This is a genomic window from Zeimonas sediminis, from assembly GCF_023721795.1.
GTDB lineage: Bacteria > Pseudomonadota > Gammaproteobacteria > Burkholderiales > Burkholderiaceae_E > Zeimonas > Zeimonas sediminis.
The window spans coordinates 2,772,354-2,788,891 of sequence record NZ_JAMQYE010000001.1 but is presented as its reverse complement, the minus strand read 5'-3'; the positions used below and the strand labels follow the sequence as shown (position 1 = coordinate 2,788,891).

Sequence of the window (16,538 nt, the reverse complement as noted above, 5' to 3'; positions counted from 1 at the left end):
TAGAATTCCGGCAACGACGACCTTTCCGGAATGAAATGCCGAATCGATCCCAGACCGCCTCGCTCGATGCGATCGACCTCCGCATCCTGGCCGCGCTGCAGGAAGACGGCCGCCTGACCAACGTCGAACTGGCGCGCCGGGTCAACCTTTCGCCCTCGCCCTGCCTGGCCCGCGTCAAGGCGCTCGAGAAGCGCGGGCTGATCCGCGGCTACGTGGCGCTGTGCGACCCACTGGCGCTCGGGCTGTCGGTCAACGTGTTCATCTCGGTGAGCCTCGAGCGGCAGCGCAAGGACGCGCTCGAGACCTTCGAGCAGCGGGTCAGCGAGCACCCGGAGGTGATGGAGTGCTACCTGATGACCGGCGACTCGGACTACCTGCTGCGGGTGGTCGTTCCGGACATGCAGTCGCTCGAGCGCTTCATCGTCGACCACCTGGCAAAGATCCCGGGCGTGGCCAGCATCCGGTCGAGCTTCGCGCTGAAGCAGGTGCGCTACAAGACGGCGCTGCCGCTGGGAGGCGGCAGCTGAGCGGTCGCGAGGCCGGTCAGGCGCCGCGGAGACGGTCCGCCAGCGAGTCGGGCACGTCGATCTCGAAGCCGAGGATCGCCGCCGACAGCGCCTTGCCGTAGTTGTCCAGGCACAGGCTGCGCGAAACGCCGCCGCCCAGCGCGCCGTGGGCCACGAAGTTCAGCGCTTCCAGGTTGTCGACCTCGTAGCGCAGCACCTCCCCCTTGATCGCGCCCCGGTAGAAGGCCTTGAAGCGCTCGGCGGTCAGCTGCTCCTTCAGCAACGGGTAGAACTCGGGCGCATAGGCGAACACCGAGATGTTCGACGTGTTTCCCTTGTCGCCCGAGCGCGCGTGGGCCACGCGTTGAAGCTGCACTCGCATGATCAGCTCTCGAAGTAGTTGACCGAGGCGGGCACCGCCTCGCGCGGCGCCAGCGAAGACCAGACGCCGATCACTTCGCGGACGCGGTCCTGGTGGGGCACCCGCTTCCCGGTGTGCGCCACGCCCGACACCGCCATCCCGTCGACCTCGCGGCCCACCTTGTTGGCTTCCTCGCGGGTCCGCGTGCGCGCGGCCACCCGCACGGCAACCTCGTAGGGCTCCGGCGCGTCGGCCGGGGTCGCCTCGCCGTGGATCGCGTTCAGGCCCAGGAAGTCGATGCGGATCTCGTCGGCCCGAAGGTTCACGATCCTGAAGCGCTCCTCGAGGATCCGCTTCGCAAGCCTGGCGCGGCGCATTGCGCCAGGCCCCGCGTAGAAGAACATGTCCTCGCCGATGAAGCCCTCGGTGCAGCCGATCGACACCTTCAGCGTCGGCGTGCGCGGCTTGCCGCCGATGCCGGACACGCGCACGCGATCCGGGCCGAGCTGCTCGAGCCGGGCGGTCGTGAAGTCGACGATCACGTCGGGCGTGATGTAGCCGGCCGGGTCGTGCACCTCGTAGAGCATCTGTTCCTTGACCGTCTGCAGCGTGACCGCCCCGCCGGTGCCGGCGACCTTGCTGATGACCGCGCTTCCGTCGGGCGCCACCTCGGCGATCGGGAACGCGAAGTTCCACGGCTCTGGCACCTCCTTGAAGCCCGGATCGGCGAAATAGCCGCCGGTCACCTGGGCGCCGCACTCCAGCAGGTGGCCGATCCCGCTGCCGGCGCCGAGCTTCACGTGGTCGAGCGGATCCCAGCCGAACTCGTGCATCATCGGCGCCATGAAGATCGACGGATCGGCGACGCGACCGGTCACCACGATCTGCGCGCCGGCACGCAAGGCCTCGACGATCGGCTCGGCGCCGAGATAGGCCTCGGCCGAGATCAGCGTCGGCGCGAGCGTCGACGTGGGCTCGCCGTTCTCCAGGATCCGGTCGGCGAGCTGGAGCACCCGGTCGGTGATCAGGCTGCCGTTGACCGCCGCCACCCGGACACCCCTGAACCCGAGCTCGCGCAGCCAGTGGACGATGCGCTGCGCGGCGCCGTCCGGGTTGATCCATCCCTGGTTGGACACGATCCGCGTGCCGCGCCGCATGCACGCGGGCAGCACGGCGCGCATCCGGTCGTCGAGCCAGGTGTCGTAGCCCGGGAAAGAGGGGTCCCGGCGGGCCCTCACCTGCGCCGCCGACACGGTGGCCTCGGCCATCGTCTCGAAGCAAAGGTAGTCGAGGTCGCCCTGCTCGGCGTTCAGCGCGGCCGGCTCGATTCGGTCGCCCCACCAGGCGGAACCGGAACCTATACGAAGCGTCTTGCTCATGCCGTTCCTCCTGGATCGATCGCCCCGACTCCCGCCCGCACAGCGGGCGCGGCACGCACTTCGTCAGGCTGCCTTCCCGAAATACGGCAGCACGCGCCCTGCCAACTGCCGGAGCCCGCATCGCACCCGATCGCCGATCGCCAGCCCGGGCTCGCCGTGGGCCATCATCCGGAATCCCTCGTCGACGTCGACCAGCACCACCAGGTACGGCGCGAGCGCGCGGAACTCGTCGCTGGGCGCGCGATGCACCAGCGTGACAGCGTGCACCGTGCCGTGGCCCCGCGACGCGCGCTCGCGCAGCCGGCTCGCGCCGCAGGCGGGGCAGAAGTCGCGCCTGAAGTACCACACGCTTTCGCAGTCGCCGCACTGCTGGAAGGCGATGCCCTCGCCGCCGCGGGTCCAGTCGGCCGGCGCGCCCGGCTGCCCGCTCACTGGAGTGCCTCCATGACCAGGCTCACGTGCGAGGACATCACGCCGCCGTCGCCGTGCAGCAGCGCGGTGCCGGCCCGCCGCACCTGCCGCTCGGACGCGCGGCCGGTCATCTGCAGGTGGGCCTCGGCCAGGTGCGCCATCGCGCCGGCGACGCCGCAGTGGCCGTAGGACAGCAGCCCGCCGTGCAGGTTGAGCGGCATCGGGCCGTCGCGATCGAAGTGCCCGTCCGCGGCCAGCCGCCCGGCGGCCCCGCGCGGCGCCAGGCCGATCTCCTCGAGCAGGATCGTCAGCGTGATCGTGAAGCTGTCGTAGATCGCAGCCAGCTCGACGTCGGCCAGCTCGCGCCCGGCCTGGCCCAGCGCGCGATGCGCGCAGCGCCCGGCGCCGAACCCGATCAGCGAAGGTGCGGCGCTGACGTGTTGCGCGCCGTGGTGCTGGGCGGCCGCGGCGATCCGCACCGGCTTGCCGCCGACCGGCTCGCCGGCGACGACGACGGCGCAGCCGCCGTCCGACACCGGGCAGCAGTCCAGCATCTTCAGCGGCGAGGCGATCGGCCGGGAATCGAGCACCTCGCGCACGGTGATCGGATCGCGGAACTGCGCGCCGGCGTGGCGGCCGGCGTTGCGCCGCATCAGCACCGCCAGCTCGGCCAGGCCTGCCTCGTCGGTGCCGAACTCGTGCATGTAGCGGGAGGCGACCAGGCCGTAGTAGGCCGGGATCGTCGGCCCCAGCGGCACCTCGTACACCGGGTGTCCGGTCTGCGCGAGCACCTGGATCGCCGAGTCGCGGCTCTGCCCGGTCATCCGGTTCTCGCCGCCCACCACGAGCACGCGGCGCGCCGCGCCCGACTCCACCAGCAGGTGCGCCAGCATGACCAGGCCGAAGCCGGTCGCGCCGCCCATCTGCATCGCGTGCGCGTAGGACGGCCGCAGCCCGAAATGCTCGGCGAACACGGTCGCCAGCATGATGTGCGGCATCGTCGTGGAATAGCCGCAGACCAGCGCGTCGACGTCGCCCCGCTCCAGCTCCGCGTCGGCCAGCGCGAGCGCGGCCGCCTCGGACATCAGGTCGAGCGTGCTGCGGCCGTCGTGCCGGCCGTATCGGGTCAGCCCCGAGCCGACCAGGAAGCTCATCAGACCGTGGCGACCGGCGTCGCCGGCGAGCCGACCGCCCCTGGCAGCCGCAGCGGCGGCGCGGTCAGCAGGAAGCGCGAGCGGCCATTGGCCCGCAGCCAGTCGGCCAGGGGCGTGAGGTGCCAGATCTCGCCGAGATGGATGCCGAGCTTGAACAGGCAGTGCTCGTGCAGCGGCAGCGTCGAGCAGCAGCCCATGTGCGAGGCCGCCGGATGCGCCTCGACCGCGTAGTTGTCCGCGACCAGCACCGACAGCCCGGAATCGGTGATCCACTGCAGAAGCCGGGCGTCGCGGCCGTCGAGCACCGCGCACAGCCGGTCCGTCACGGCGGCGTCGGGCTTGCGGTCCATCTGCAGCAGCCGGTCCGCGAATCCGGTGTGCAGGCAGACCATGTCGCCGCTCTCGACCTCGATCCGGTCCGCCTCGATCACTCGCATCAGCTGCTCGTAGCCGACCAGCGTGCGCTCGTCGCCGTAGTGCGCGCGCAGGTCGATCATCACGGCCCTGCCCTGCACGCAGCTCGCGGCCATGTTCTCGATGCCCAGCGCGTTGGCCGACGAGGTGGAGCGCGCCGCGCGCCCTTCGCCGATCCCGGCGTCCTCCGCCGATTCCGGACCCACGATGTCCTGCCCGGCGCGGTAGCCGTTGTAGTAGACCGCCTCGGGCACGCCGTCGCCGTCGGCGTCGAACATCTGGCCGACGTGCGCGAGGCTGTCCCACTGCGTCGAGTACTGCAGGTGCAGGATCGCGAGGTCGTCGCTGACGACGTCGGTCTGCGCCTCGTTGTCCACGAAGAGGCGGTAGTTCATGTTCGGCCGGCCGTTGCGCAGCGTGGGCCGGATCGTGGGCGGATGGCGCCGCGGGTTCAGCACGTTGCCGCCGGGGTAGTCCAGCGGCAGGCTCAGGCAGAAGCTGAGCCCCTCGCGGACCTCCGCCACCCCCTGGCGCACCTTCTCGGGCGTGATCAGGTTGAGGCGGCCCCGCTGGTCGTCGGGCCCGAAGTCGCCCCAGTTGGATCCCGGGGGGCGCTGCTTCCATCGCGGACTGGTGCTCATGTCGATCCTCGCGCCGGCGCGCCGCCTTCGGCGCCGATCTTGTTTCGTTCCTGGAAACTGTGGCGGACCGCGCCGGGCGCCCGGCTGCCGGGCCGGCGCGGATGCCCGATCCTTTCACCCGGTACCCGCCCATGTCAAGCAGGTCGGGCCGCCCGCGCCGCCGGTCGCCAGGCGTGACCGGACAGGTTGTTTCAACAAGTAAAACTATCCGCGCAGGTGCTCCGCCCGGGAGAGCCCGGTCCGGTCCGCCAGCTCGGCCAGCCGCTGCCGGTCGGCCTCGCGCGCGAGCGCCCGGTTCGCGTGATCGAGCGCGATCGCCGACATCCTGCTCGCCGCGCGGCGGACGTCCTTGCCCCCGGAGTCGGCCAGCAGCGCCAGCGACTTCTGCAGCCGGATGCCGACCTCGATCACGCCGGCCCCCTCGCGCGCGATCGGAGCGAACAGGTCCTCGAACAGGTCGTCGGTCGAGAGGCGCGGAACGCGGACGCTCGGGTAGGGCGGCGAGGCGGCGCCGCCGCGATCGCCTTCGTCGCCGCGCCCCCGCTCCTCGCACCAGCCGTGCAGGACCCTCACCCCGGTGCCGAGGACGTCGATCGCGGTGCCGGGGTCGTTGACCGCCGGCGACAGCGCGCGCGAGGCGATCTCGGAGAGCACGATCAGGCCGAAGCGCGGATCCTGGTCGAAGGTCCGGGCGTCGCCCACGGTGAAGGCCGCCCGAACCGCCTCGCGCCGCGCGTCGTCGTCGAAGTCGGTCCATGCCAGCGGGCGCGACGGGTGCACGAACGCCCCGGGCAGGGCCGCGAGCCAGACGCCGCCGTCGCCCGCCGCGGCCTGCAGCGCGTTCATGTCGACGTGCTGCACGTAGCCGATCGCGTGGCCGCGCACCGGCTTGGCCGACGCGGGCCGCTCGACGAACGGCGTGCCGCCCAGGCACGGCAGGGCGATCCGGTCGGCGAGCGCACTGCGCGCCGCGCGCTCGACCCGGTCGATCGTGTCGCCCATCCGGCCCAGCGTGGAAAGGTGGGAGATCCAGCGCAACAGCGTGAGCACGATCAGCGCGATGACGACGATCGTCGCGCCGAACAGCACGACCCGGCCGCTGTCGCCGTAGACCCCCGTGCTCAGCGCGATGATGCCGACCAGGCTGAAGAGGAAGGCGCCGAGGAAGGTCGACATCGCGTTCTGCGAGGTCGAGTCCTCGACCAGCAGCCGGGTGGCCCGCGGCGTCACGGTCGACGCGGCCGACGCGTAGGCCGAGACCATCGTCGTCAGCGAGAAGATCGTCACCGTGAGCATGCTCGACGCGATGATCCCGAGCACGTTGTCGATCGCATCGGCGCCGATCAGGGACGACCAGCGCGCCGGGATGCGCGCGCCCGCGAAGGGCGCGATCAGCGCGGTCGCCACCGCGAACACCGAGAACAGCGAGGCCCGGAACCACAGCTTGCGGACCATCGTCTCGAGCAGCCATTGCCAGCGCGACGCGATCCGCGCCATCGGCGCCTCCCCATTCCGGACGTCCCGGGTGCATACGATACAGGCGATGCAGGCGGTCCGGCTTCCATGCCCGGCGCGCCGGTGCGAAGATATGCCGATAGCCGAAGCGACTGCAGTCCCGAATCGGCAGCCCAGCGAGAGGAGACCGACCATGACCGACTTGAACGATCCGTCGATGCGCGCCGTCGAGCCCGCGGCCAGCGGGCAGTCTTCCGCTGCGCCCCCGCCGCCGATCCCGGTCGCCTCCGGCGTGCCGCTCGGCGCGCCGCTGCAGTGGCTCGCCGCCGGCTGGCGCGACTTCGTCGACACCCGCTTTCGCGGCGCCTTCTACGGCCTGGTCTTCGCGTTGATGGGCGCGGCGATCGCCACGATCTACGAGACTCGCTGGCAGATGACGATGGGCCTGACCGCGGGCTTCTTCCTGCTAGGCCCCTTCGTCTGCGCCGGGCTGTACGAACTCTCCCGCCAGAACGAGCGCGGCGAGCGGCTCGACCTGCTCGGGTCGCTGACCTGCTGGAAGCGCAACGTCGGGGCGATCGGCTTTTTCGCGGCGATCCTCACCTTCCTGATGATCGTCTGGGCGCGCGTGTCGGTGGTGCTGTTCGCGCTCGCCTCGACCACCGAGTTCCCGACGATGAAGAGCATGATCGCGCAGATCGTGTCGCCGACCAACATCGAGTTCGTGCTGCTGTGGACCGCGGTCGGCTTCGTGTTCGCGTCGCTGGTCTTCGCTATCTCGGTGGTGTCGGTGCCGCTGATGCTCGACCGCCGGACCGACACGATGATGTCGATCTTCTCGAGCGCGCGCGCGCTCGCCACCAACCCGGGCCCGGTCTACCTGTGGGCCCTGCTGATCGTCGCGATCATCGGCGTGAGCCTGGTGTTCTGGTACTGGCTGCTGATCGTCACCGCCCCGCTGATCGGGCACGCTACCTGGCACGCCTACCGCGCGCTGATCCGGTAGGCGCGACCCGGCCGCGGAGCGCTCGGGCCCGCTGCCGGGCTCCTCGTCACTTCCCGCCGGCGAGCCGGCCGTGCACCCAGGCGCCGGCCAGCATGGCGGCGACCGCGATCAGCAGCTCCCATTGCCCCGCGCCCAGCCCGGCGATCGCCGGGCCCGGGCAGACCCCAGAGATTCCCCAGCCCACGCCGAAGATCGCCGCCCCGACTATCGTGTTGCGGTTCAGCTCGGACGGATGCTTGCCGAACGACGCGCCGAACAGCGGCCTGGCAAGCAGCCTGGGCCCGAATCGATAGGCCAGGAAGGTCACCACGACCGCCCCGCCCAGCACGAGCAGCAGGCCGAAGTCCTGGAAGCGCAGGAAGGAAAGCACGACCTCGGGCCGGATCATCGTGGCGAGCGCGAGGCCGAAGCCGAACAGCGCGCCGCTCGCCAGCACCATCAGCCATCCCATCGGTTTCACAGGGTTCTCCTCATGGTCGTCGCGGCGCTCAACGCCCGCCGAACATCAGCACCAGCCGCGCGGTGACCATCGCGGTGGCGAGGAAGGTCAGCACCGCCAGCATCGAGGGCAGCTGAAGCGAGCCCATGCCGCAGATGCCGTGGCCCGAGGTGCAGCCATTGGACATCCGCGCGCCGAATCCGGCGACGAAGCCGCCCACCGCGAGCTGCCACCAGGGGATCGAGACGCGATAGCCGTCGTCGTGGCCGGCAAGCAGGAACCAGGCGGCCGCGCCGAGGACCAGGCCGGCCGCGTAGACCAGCCGCCAGGCGCGGCTGTCGACGAAGCGCGGCTGCGAAAAGAACGGCAGCCTGGACACGAAGGACCAGGTCGACGTGAACACGGTGCTCATGCCGCCGATCAGGCCGGTGGTCAGGAACAGCAGCGACACGCCCAGGCCGATGATCAGGCCGCCGGCCAGGTAGTGGCCGACGCCCAGGGGGAAAAGCGCTTCCATGCCGGCTCGCTCAGCGGATGAACTGGTCGATGTAGCCGGCGCCCAGGCCGACCTTCTCGTAGTGGGCCCTGCACTTCGCGATCCGGGTGAAGACGTCGTCGTAGCCGGTCGTGTTGCCGTCGGGGTCCAAGTAGATCATCGCGCCGTTGACCTGGAAGAAGGTGATCATCTCCTCGACGTGCGGCTCGACCACCAGCGTGTGGGTCTCGCCGGGCGCCTCGTAGACGTAGCCGCCCTCCCGGGCGACCCAGTCGTGCTCGAGGTAGCGCCACTCGCCCTTCAGCACGAAGCCGTGGACCGGCTGCGGATGCCGGTGGCGCGACAGCACGCCGGCCTTGCGCACCCGCAGCAGGTTCATCCAGTAGCCCCTCGAGGCCGACATGCACAGCGGCCGGAACCAGACGTTGTCGTCGACCGGCACCCAGATCCGCTCGTCCTTCGGGATCGCGTCGGGCACGACCAGCTCGGGCGGCGATTCCGCCGGCTGCGGGTGACGGTAGGCGACCCGTTTCTCGTCGTTCGGCATGGCACTCATCGCTGGCTTCCCCGGTGGCTCGTCAAACTCTCGATTGTAGGCGAGGGGCCGGGTGCCGGGAGCGACCCGCGGCGGCGCCGGGCCACCCTCGCCGGCGACGGCACTCCGTGCTAAGTTGAACGCGATCGCCGGACAAACGGAGTCGTCCGCGCATGCGCAGGGTCCCTCTCTACAGCCGCTCGAGCCGCGTCCATCCTGTCGGGGCCCGCCCGCAGGACGCGCCCGGTCGCGCGTCCGGGAACCCGGCGCCCCCGCGAGCCACGCCAGGCCGGCCGGCGCCCGCTTCCCTGCAGGGCCCGGCGGGCCCTCGTCCCGCCGACGCCAGCGTCCGGCCCGCGGAAGCCGACGCCAGCCAAGCCGCGCCTTCGCGCCTGCGGGCGAGAATCGCCCGCCACGCCGCCTCGCTGCGCATGCTCGCCACGGGCGCGCTGGTCGTCGCAGTCGCCGCGCTGACCGTGCGCGCGCTGGTGGCGCCGCCGCTCACCCAGCGCGACATCGACGCCGCGGTGACCCACGCGCTCGAGAGCCGGCCGCCGGTCCCGCCCGCCGCCAGGGCATGGGAGATCATCGCGCCGTCGGTCGTGCGCGTGCGCGCGCTCGACGCCGAATCGGCCGGCAACGACGAAGCGGAGGGCAACGTCGGCAGCGGCGTCGTGATCGTCGACAACGGCACGATCCTGACCAACCTCCACGTGGTGGCGGGCGCCGAGCGGATCCGGGTCGAGTTCTTCGACGGTCACTCGTCCGACGCGCGGGTGATCGCGCTCGAGCCCGAGCAGGACCTCGCCGTGCTGCGCGCGGTCTCGATCCCCGACGACCTCAAGCCCGCCACGATGACCTCGACCCGCGACCTCGCGGTCGGCGCGCACGTCGTGGCGGTCGGCTTCCCGTTCGGGATCGGCCCCACGGTCACCGCCGGCGTCGTGTCCGGCCTGCGCCGGGAGTTCCGCTCGCCGGAGGGCAAGCGCTTGCTGACCAACCTGATCCAGTTCGACGCCGCCGCCAATCCCGGCAACTCGGGCGGACCGCTGGTCACCGCCGACGGCGAAGTCGTCGGCATCGTCACCGCGATCATGAACCCCACCGAGCAGCGGGTCTTCGTCGGCATCGGCTTCGCGGTGCCGATCGAGACGGCCGCGATGTCGGTCGGCATGTCGCCATTCTGAACCGCGATGGAGGCAGCGCCCCGCATGGATTCGACACCGATGGACATCGACCGCGACGGCGAGGCGATCGCCGAGCTGATGCGACGCGTGCTGTTCGAGGTCAAGCGCGTCGTGGTCGGGCAGGACCACTTCCTCGAACGGGTCATGGTGGCGATGCTCGCCCAGGGCCACCTGCTGGTGGAGGGCGTGCCGGGCCTGGCCAAGACGCTCACCGTGAAGACGCTGGCGCGCACGATCCACGGCAGCTTCAAGCGGATCCAGTTCACGCCCGACTTGGTGCCGGCCGACCTGGTCGGCACGCGGATCTGGAACCAGCGCACCGGCGAGTTCGCGACCTCGCTCGGGCCGGTCTTCACCAACCTGCTGCTGGCCGACGAGATCAACCGGGCGCCGGCCAAGGTGCAGAGCGCGCTGCTCGAGGTGATGCAGGAACGCCAGGTCACGATCGCGGGCCAGACGCACAAGGTGCCCGAGCCCTTCCTCGTGATGGCCACCCAGAACCCGATCGAGACCGAGGGCACCTACCCGCTTCCCGAGGCGCAGGTCGACCGCTTCATGATGAAGGTGCTGGTCGGCTACCCGACCGACGAGGAGGAGTTCGTCATCGTGCAGCGCGTGACCGGGCCCGAGATCCCGGTGGCGTCGGTCTGCACGACCGAGCAGCTCGGAGCGCTGCAGCGCGAGTGCCGGCGCGTCTACGTCGATCCGTCGCTGGTGCAGTACGCGGTCCGCATCGTCGCCGCCACCCGCGAGCCGGCGCGCTTCGGCCTGGCGGAACAGGCCCGCTTCGTGACCTTCGGCGCCAGCCCGCGCGCCACGATCGCGCTGATCGAGGGCGCCCGCGCGCTGGCCTGCCTGCGCGGGCGCCGCTACGTGCTGCCCGAGGACGTCGCCGACCTGGTGCCCGACGTGCTGCGCCACCGGGTCGTGCTGTCGTACGAGGCGCTCGCCGAAGGGGTAGACGCCGACGCGCTGGTCCGCCGCATCATGAAGCAGATTCCGGCCCCCGAGAAGCCGCTCGAAGCCCATGTGGACCTCGCCGCGCAAGCCTGAACCGGCGGGCCGCCCCGCCGTGCCCATGGGTGGCCCTGCCCCGCGCCCCGCCGCCCCGCGCGGCGAGGCCGAGGCGATCCTGCGCCGCCTCGAGTGGACCGTGATGCGCCGGCTCGACGGCCAGTTGCAGGGCGATTACCGGACGCTGTTCCGCGGCGCCGGCATGGACCTGGCAGACTTGCGCGAGTACCAGCACCACGACGACGTGCGGCACATCGACTGGAACGTGACCGCGCGGCTCGACACCCCCTACGTGCGGCAGTTCATCGAATCGCGCGAGATCGACGCCTGGTTCCTGGTCGACCTGAGCGCGTCGATCGACTTCGGCTCCGGACCGACCAGCAAGCTCGCGGTCGCGCGCGACTTCACCGCGGTGCTCGCGCGGCTGCTGGCCCGCCAGGGCAACCGCATCGGCGCGGTGCTCTACGGCGCCGGCGTCGAGGCGGTGCTGCCGGCGCGCGGCGGCAGGCAGCAGGTGCTCGCCCTGCTGCACCGGATCGCGACCCGACCGCCGCCTTCGCGGCCGCACCCGACCGACCTCGCCGAGCTCCTCGGCCGCGCCGCCGACGCGATGCGGCGCCGCTCGCTCGTGTTCGTCGTTTCCGATTTCCAGAGCCTGCCCGGCTGGGAAGCCGCGCTGGGCAGGCTGTCGATCCGGCACGAAACCGTGGCGGTGCGGCTCGTCGACCCGCTCGAACGCGAGCTGCCCGACCTCGGCATCGTCACCATCCAGGACGCCGAGACCGGCGAGCAGTTGCTGGTCGACACGCACGACCGCGGCTTTCGCATGCGCTTCGCCGAGGCGGCCGCCCGGCGCGAGGCGGCGCTCGAGGAGGCCTTCGCGCGCGCGGGCACCGACGTGCTCGAGCTGGCGACCGACGACGACCTGGCGGGGTCGGTGCTGCGCTTCGTTCGGTTGCGGCGGCTGCGCAACCGGCTGGCTGCGGGGGGCGCGCGATGAAGTTCCTGTGGCCCGAGCTGCTGCCCGCGCTCGCAGTGCTGCCGCTGCTGGTGGCGCTCTACGTCTGGCTGTTGCGCCGGCGCAGCCGCGCCGCGATCCGCTATGCGGGGCTGGGCCTGGTGCGCGAGGCGATGTCCGGCGGCCAGGCGATCCGCCGGCACCTGCCGCCGGCGCTGTTCCTGCTCGCGATCGCCGCGATGCTGGTCGCCGTCGCGAGGCCGACCGCGGTCCTCACGCTGCCGTCGGCCCACGAGACCGTGATCCTGGCGATGGACGTGTCCGGCAGCATGCGCGCCGACGATGTCGAGCCGACCCGGATGGCCGCCGCGCAGGCGGCCGCGCGCGCCTTCATCGACGAGCAGCCCCGCAGCACGCGGATCGGGATCGTGACCTTCGGTGGCGCGGCCGCGCTGGTGCAACCGCCCACGCAGAGCCGCGAGGACCTGCTCGCCGCCCTGGAGCGCTTCGAGTACCAGCGCGGCACGGCGGTCGGCAGCGGCCTGCTCGTGTCGCTGAAGACGATCTTCCCGGACGTCGAGTTCGACCTGCGCAAGCAGGACCCGCGGCCGTCGGCCTCCGGGCCGGCGGCGCGCGCGGCCCCGCTCGATCGCGGACGGCCGCTGGGCGCGCCCGGTGCCGCCGAAACCGCGAAGTCGCCGCCCCAGCCGGTCCCGGCCGGCTCCTACCAGTCCGCGGTGATCATCCTGCTCACCGACGGCCAGACCACGACCGGTCCGGACCCGATCGCGTCGGCCTGGATGACCGCCGAGCGCGGCGTGCGCGTCTACACGGTCGGCATCGGCACGCCCAACGGCGAGATCCTGATCGGCGAGGGCTGGTCGATGCGGGTGCGACTCGACGAGGAGACGCTCAAGGGCATCGCCGACATCACGCGCGGCGAGTATTTCTACGCCGGCACCGCCGAGGACCTGAAGAAGGTCTACGAGTCGCTGACCACGCGCGTCGTGCTGGAAACGCGCGAAACCGAGGTCACGGCGCTATTCTCCGCAGCCGGCGCAGCGCTCGCGGTGCTGTCGGCGCTGCTGTCGATGCTCTGGTTCCGTCGGGTCTTCTGACGACGCACGCCGGAATTCCCTACAATCGCGGTCTGCCAACAACCCGGCCGGTCGGCGCGACCGTCCGAAAATCCTCCACGTCTCGGGAGACATCTATGAAACTGACGAAACTGACCCTCGGCCTCGCGGTCGCCATGGGCTTCATGGCTGCCGCGTCGGCGCAGACCACGATGCGGATCAGCATCGCCACCACGAAGGACTCGCACCAGGGCGTCGCGATCGACACCTTCGCCCAGGAAGTCGAGAAGCGCACCAACGGCCGCTACAAGATCCAGACCTTCTACAGCGGCGCTCTCGGCGGCGAGCGCGAGTACATCGAGGCGGTGCAGCTCGGCACGCAGGAGCTGGCGTTCAGCTCGACCGGCCCGGTGCCGAACTTCGTGCCCGAGACCAAGATCCTCGACGTGCCCTTCCTGTTCCGCGACAAGGCCCACGCCCGCAAGGTGCTCGACGGCGAGATCGGCCAGGAGCTGCTGAAGAAGTTCGAGTCCAAGGGCTTCAAGGCGCTGGCCTGGGGCGAGAACGGCGTTCGCCACATGACCAACAGCAAGCGCCCGGTCAACGCGCCCGACGACCTGAAGGGCCTGAAGATGCGCACGATGGAGAACCCGGTGCACATCGCCGCCTACAAGGGCCTGGGCATCGTGACCACGCCGATGGCCTTCCCCGAGGTGTTCACCGCGCTGCAGCAGGGCACCGTGGACGGCCAGGAAAACCCGCTGTCGGTCATCATGGCCGCCAAGTTCGACCAGGTCCAGAAGCACCTGTCGCTGACCGGCCACGTGTACTCGCCGGCCATCATGCTGATGAACAAGGGCGCCTTCGACAAGCTCTCGGCAGCCGACAAGCAGGCCTTCCTCGACGCCGCCAAGGTGGCGGTCGAGGCCAACCGCGCCCGGGTCGACAAGGACGACGCCAACGGCGTGGCCGAGCTGCGCAAGCGCGGCATGGAAGTGATCGAGAACGTCGACAAGGCCAAGTTCGTGGCCACGCTCGCGCCGGTCATGGCCCAGTTCGAGAAGGAATTCGGCAAGGAAGCGCTGGACAAGATCCGCAACGTGAAGTGATCCGTCGCCTCGCGGCGCAATCCACGCCCGCCAGCTCCCTGCCGGCGGGCGTTTTTTTCGTGACTCACCGATGAAACAGGCATTCCTCAGCTTCGAGCGCCTGAGCACCGGGCTGGCCATGCTCGGGGCCTGCGCGATGATGGTCGTCGCCGCCTCGCTCGGCATGTACCAGATCATCACCCGATTCGTGCTCGAGAGCCCCGCCGAATGGACCGAGGTGCTGATCCGGTTCAGCCTGATCTGGATGGTCTTCCTCGCGATTCCCGCAGCGTTCCGGCAGGGCGCGATGGTCTGCGTCGACGCGCTGTATCGCTGGAGCCGGCCGTCGGTGCGTCGCATGCTCGAATGGCTCGTGTTCGCCGCCAGCGTCCTGCTGATGGCGATCGTCCTGTGGTGGGGCTGGGACTACGCCCAGCGCGGCGGCATGCAGACCATCGCCGGGCTCGAGAGCCTGTCGATGTTCTGGGCCTACCTGGCCTTGCCGGTCGGCGCGGTGTTCTCGATCATCGGGCTGATCGGCGCGCTGGTCGACCCCCACAGGCTCGAGCTGGAGACCGCGCAATGACCCTCGCGATGATCGTCACGATGGTCCTCGCCTTTGCGCTGACCATCTCCGTCGCTGTCTCGATCGGCCTTTCCGCGATCGTCGGGCTGCAGATCTCGAATGCCCACATGCTCATCTCCGTGAAGGAGATGTTCAACTCGATCAACAAGTTCCCGCTCGCCGCGATCCCGTTCTTCATCCTGGCCGGCAACCTGATGGAAGCGGGCGGCATCTCGCGGCGCCTGGTCGAGTTCGCCAAGAGCCTGGTCGGCGGCATCCAGGGCGGCCTGCCGATGACCTGCGTGCTGACCTGCATGATCTTCGCGGCGGTGTCGGGCTCGTCGGTGGCGACCACCTTCGCGATCGGCGCGATCCTGATCCCGGCCCTCAAGAGCCACGGCTACCCGCCCACCTACGCGGCCTCGCTGCAGGCCACCAGCGCCGAGCTCGGCGTGGTGATCCCGCCGTCGATCCCGATGATCCTCTACGGCGTCAGCGCCGAGATCTCGATCGGCGAACTGTTCATCGCCGGCATCGTCCCGGGCATGTTCATCGCCGCCACGCTGATGCTCTTCGTCTGGGTGTGGTGCAAGATCAAGGGCTGGGGCAAGAACGACGGCGAGGGCCGGCTGGGCGTGATCCCGGCCACCTGGCAGGCCGGATGGGCGCTGCTGATGCCGGTGATCATCCTGGGCGGCATCTACGGCGGCATCTTCACGCCGACCGAGGCCTCCGCGGTCGCGGTCTTCTATGCGCTGATCGTCGGCATGGTCATCTACCGCGAGATCAAGCCGAGCGACCTGTACCGGGTGCTGCGCAAGTCGGTGATCTCGTCGGCGGTGATCATGTTCATCATCGCCAACGCCGGGATGTTCGCCTTCCTGCTGACCCGCGCGGGCGTGCCCGAGGCGATCGGCCACTGGCTCGAGGCCGTGCTGCAGTCGCCCGCGCTGTTCCTGCTCGGCGTGAACCTGGCGCTGTTCTTCATCGGCATGTTCATCGAGACCAGCGCCGCGATCATCGTGCTGGGGCCGATCCTTGCGCCGGTGGCCGCGCACTTCGGCGTGGACCCGGTGCACTTCGGGATCGTGATGGTGGTGAACCTGGCGCTCGGCATGATCACGCCGCCGTTCGGGGTCAACCTGTTCGCGGCATGCACGGTGGCGCGAATATCTCTCGACCAGATCATCCGCGACCTGCTGCCCTTCGTGGCGGTGGTCATCGGCTGCCTGATGGTGATCACCTACGTGCCCGACCTGTCGCTGATGCTGCGCGACCTGGTCTACGGGCGCTGAGGGTGCCGGGAGGCCGCGGCGCCCCGGTGCGCCGCGGCGCCGGCCGGCGGGGCCTGCCGGCGCATGGCCGACCGGCGGGCGGCTACCAGCCCCAGAGCAGCTTGCGGGAGACCCAGCCGGTCAGGCCGTCGGCATTGCGCACCTTGGCCCAGCCGCTGCGCCGCTCGAGCGTGCGCAGCACCTCGCCGTACTTGGCCTTGCCGACCACCTTGTAGCGGGTGCCGGGGCCGCTGCGGATGTTGACGTCCTGTTTCTTGACGATGAAGTGCGGCTTCTTGGCCGTGAGGCGGCCGAGCACCCATCCGGTGTCGTCCTCGAAGTCGCGCACCGCGAGCCAACCGTTCTTGCGAGCGGTCACGATCAGCGGATAGCCTCGATTCAGCCGCCAGGTGGCCTGGTGGCCGGTGCCGGGGCCCGCGCGCATGTTGATCACGTCGCGGTCGACGGTGACCATCTCGACGGCGTGCGCCGCGGGCGTGAAGAGCGAGGCGGCGAGAGCGAGGGTGAGGGACAGGGTTCGCGTCCTGGACATCGGTTCCTTCTGGCTGGATCTGTGGC

General features: G+C 70.6%; 19 protein-coding genes. 9 read left to right on the top strand and 10 right to left on the bottom strand.

All coding sequences use genetic code 11. The annotated features are described in order from the left end of the window. Positions 1-35 precede the first annotated feature (35 nt). Positions 36-527 (top strand): Lrp/AsnC family transcriptional regulator, encoded by a 492-nt coding sequence (locus M6I34_RS13195; protein ID WP_272486141.1) that lies wholly within the window; start codon positions 36-38, stop codon positions 525-527. 16 nt (positions 528-543) lie between these two features. Here M6I34_RS13195 and M6I34_RS13190 read toward each other — a convergent pair whose 3' ends face one another. The 6 genes from M6I34_RS13190 to M6I34_RS13165 all read right to left on the bottom strand — a co-directional run bounded on the left by M6I34_RS13190 (position 544) and on the right by M6I34_RS13165 (position 6,363). Beyond that, a complete protein-coding gene (locus M6I34_RS13190; protein WP_272486140.1) occupies positions 544-888 on the bottom strand; it encodes an AtuA-related protein in 345 nt (114 codons plus the stop codon). Between the two features lie 2 nt (positions 889-890). Then, the gene (locus tag M6I34_RS13185; protein WP_272486139.1) at positions 891-2,246 is read right to left on the bottom strand and encodes an acyclic terpene utilization AtuA family protein; all 1,356 of its coding nucleotides are present in this window, start codon (positions 2,244-2,246) and stop codon (positions 891-893) included. Between the two features lie 63 nt (positions 2,247-2,309). Beyond that, positions 2,310-2,678, bottom strand: coding sequence for a Zn-ribbon domain-containing OB-fold protein (locus M6I34_RS13180; RefSeq protein ID WP_272486138.1), 369 nt, complete (start codon positions 2,676-2,678; stop codon positions 2,310-2,312). Continuing rightward, complete coding sequence (locus tag M6I34_RS13175) at positions 2,675-3,811, bottom strand: thiolase family protein (protein ID WP_272486137.1); 1,137 nt, start codon at positions 3,809-3,811, stop codon at positions 2,675-2,677. The genes M6I34_RS13180 and M6I34_RS13175 overlap by 4 nt, the downstream gene beginning before the upstream one ends. After that, on the bottom strand, positions 3,811-4,866 hold the full coding sequence (locus tag M6I34_RS13170) for a cyclase family protein (protein ID WP_272486136.1): 1,056 nt from the start codon (positions 4,864-4,866) through the stop codon (positions 3,811-3,813). Before M6I34_RS13170 ends, M6I34_RS13175 begins: the two co-directional genes overlap by 1 nt. Positions 4,867-5,070: 204 nt before the next feature. Then, a complete protein-coding gene (locus M6I34_RS13165) occupies positions 5,071-6,363 on the bottom strand; it encodes a DUF2254 domain-containing protein (RefSeq protein ID WP_272486135.1) in 1,293 nt (430 codons plus the stop codon). A gap of 151 nt (positions 6,364-6,514) precedes the next feature. Here M6I34_RS13165 and M6I34_RS13160 point away from each other — a divergent pair, with 151 nt between their 5' ends. Further along, positions 6,515-7,327, top strand: coding sequence for a DUF2189 domain-containing protein (locus tag M6I34_RS13160; RefSeq protein ID WP_272486134.1), 813 nt, complete (start codon positions 6,515-6,517; stop codon positions 7,325-7,327). Positions 7,328-7,373: 46 nt separating this feature from the next. On the opposite strand, the gene M6I34_RS13155 is transcribed toward M6I34_RS13160, so the two are convergent. From M6I34_RS13155 to M6I34_RS13145, 3 genes are read right to left on the bottom strand one after another with little or no spacing between them, the layout of a single operon-like run. Further along, the gene (locus tag M6I34_RS13155) at positions 7,374-7,778 is read right to left on the bottom strand and encodes a DUF6691 family protein (protein ID WP_272486679.1); all 405 of its coding nucleotides are present in this window, start codon (positions 7,776-7,778) and stop codon (positions 7,374-7,376) included. A 37-nt stretch (positions 7,779-7,815) separates the two neighbouring features. After that, positions 7,816-8,283, bottom strand: coding sequence for a YeeE/YedE family protein (locus M6I34_RS13150; RefSeq protein WP_272486133.1), 468 nt, complete (start codon positions 8,281-8,283; stop codon positions 7,816-7,818). Positions 8,284-8,293: 10 nt separating this feature from the next. After that, positions 8,294-8,809 carry a 2,4'-dihydroxyacetophenone dioxygenase family protein gene (locus M6I34_RS13145; protein WP_418953556.1) on the bottom strand — a complete coding sequence of 172 codons (516 nt, stop codon included), beginning with the start codon at positions 8,807-8,809 and terminating at the stop codon, positions 8,294-8,296. 419 nt (positions 8,810-9,228) lie between these two features. Here M6I34_RS13145 and M6I34_RS13140 point away from each other — a divergent pair, with 419 nt between their 5' ends. The 7 genes from M6I34_RS13140 to M6I34_RS13110 all read left to right on the top strand — a co-directional run bounded on the left by M6I34_RS13140 (position 9,229) and on the right by M6I34_RS13110 (position 15,980). Further along, the gene (locus tag M6I34_RS13140) at positions 9,229-9,984 is read left to right on the top strand and encodes a S1C family serine protease (protein ID WP_418953515.1); all 756 of its coding nucleotides are present in this window, start codon (positions 9,229-9,231) and stop codon (positions 9,982-9,984) included. A gap of 39 nt (positions 9,985-10,023) precedes the next feature. After that, positions 10,024-11,037, top strand: coding sequence for an AAA family ATPase (locus M6I34_RS13135; RefSeq protein WP_272486130.1), 1,014 nt, complete (start codon positions 10,024-10,026; stop codon positions 11,035-11,037). A gap of 25 nt (positions 11,038-11,062) precedes the next feature. Next, entirely contained in the window at positions 11,063-11,998 is a 936-nt protein-coding gene (locus tag M6I34_RS13130) for a DUF58 domain-containing protein (protein WP_272486129.1), read from the top strand. Beyond that, complete coding sequence (locus M6I34_RS13125) at positions 11,995-13,074, top strand: VWA domain-containing protein (protein ID WP_272486128.1); 1,080 nt, start codon at positions 11,995-11,997, stop codon at positions 13,072-13,074. Before M6I34_RS13130 ends, M6I34_RS13125 begins: the two co-directional genes overlap by 4 nt. Before the next feature lie 95 nt (positions 13,075-13,169). Then, positions 13,170-14,141 (top strand): TRAP transporter substrate-binding protein, encoded by a 972-nt coding sequence (locus M6I34_RS13120; RefSeq protein WP_272486127.1) that lies wholly within the window; start codon positions 13,170-13,172, stop codon positions 14,139-14,141. Positions 14,142-14,211: 70 nt separating this feature from the next. Next, on the top strand, positions 14,212-14,706 hold the full coding sequence (locus tag M6I34_RS13115) for a TRAP transporter small permease (RefSeq protein WP_272486126.1): 495 nt from the start codon (positions 14,212-14,214) through the stop codon (positions 14,704-14,706). After that, the gene (locus M6I34_RS13110; protein ID WP_272486125.1) at positions 14,703-15,980 is read left to right on the top strand and encodes a TRAP transporter large permease; all 1,278 of its coding nucleotides are present in this window, start codon (positions 14,703-14,705) and stop codon (positions 15,978-15,980) included. The genes M6I34_RS13115 and M6I34_RS13110 overlap by 4 nt, the downstream gene beginning before the upstream one ends. An 82-nt stretch (positions 15,981-16,062) precedes the next feature. On the opposite strand, the gene M6I34_RS13105 is transcribed toward M6I34_RS13110, so the two are convergent. Beyond that, the gene (locus M6I34_RS13105; RefSeq protein WP_272486124.1) at positions 16,063-16,512 is read right to left on the bottom strand and encodes an SH3 domain-containing protein; all 450 of its coding nucleotides are present in this window, start codon (positions 16,510-16,512) and stop codon (positions 16,063-16,065) included. Positions 16,513-16,538: the final 26 nt, after the last annotated feature.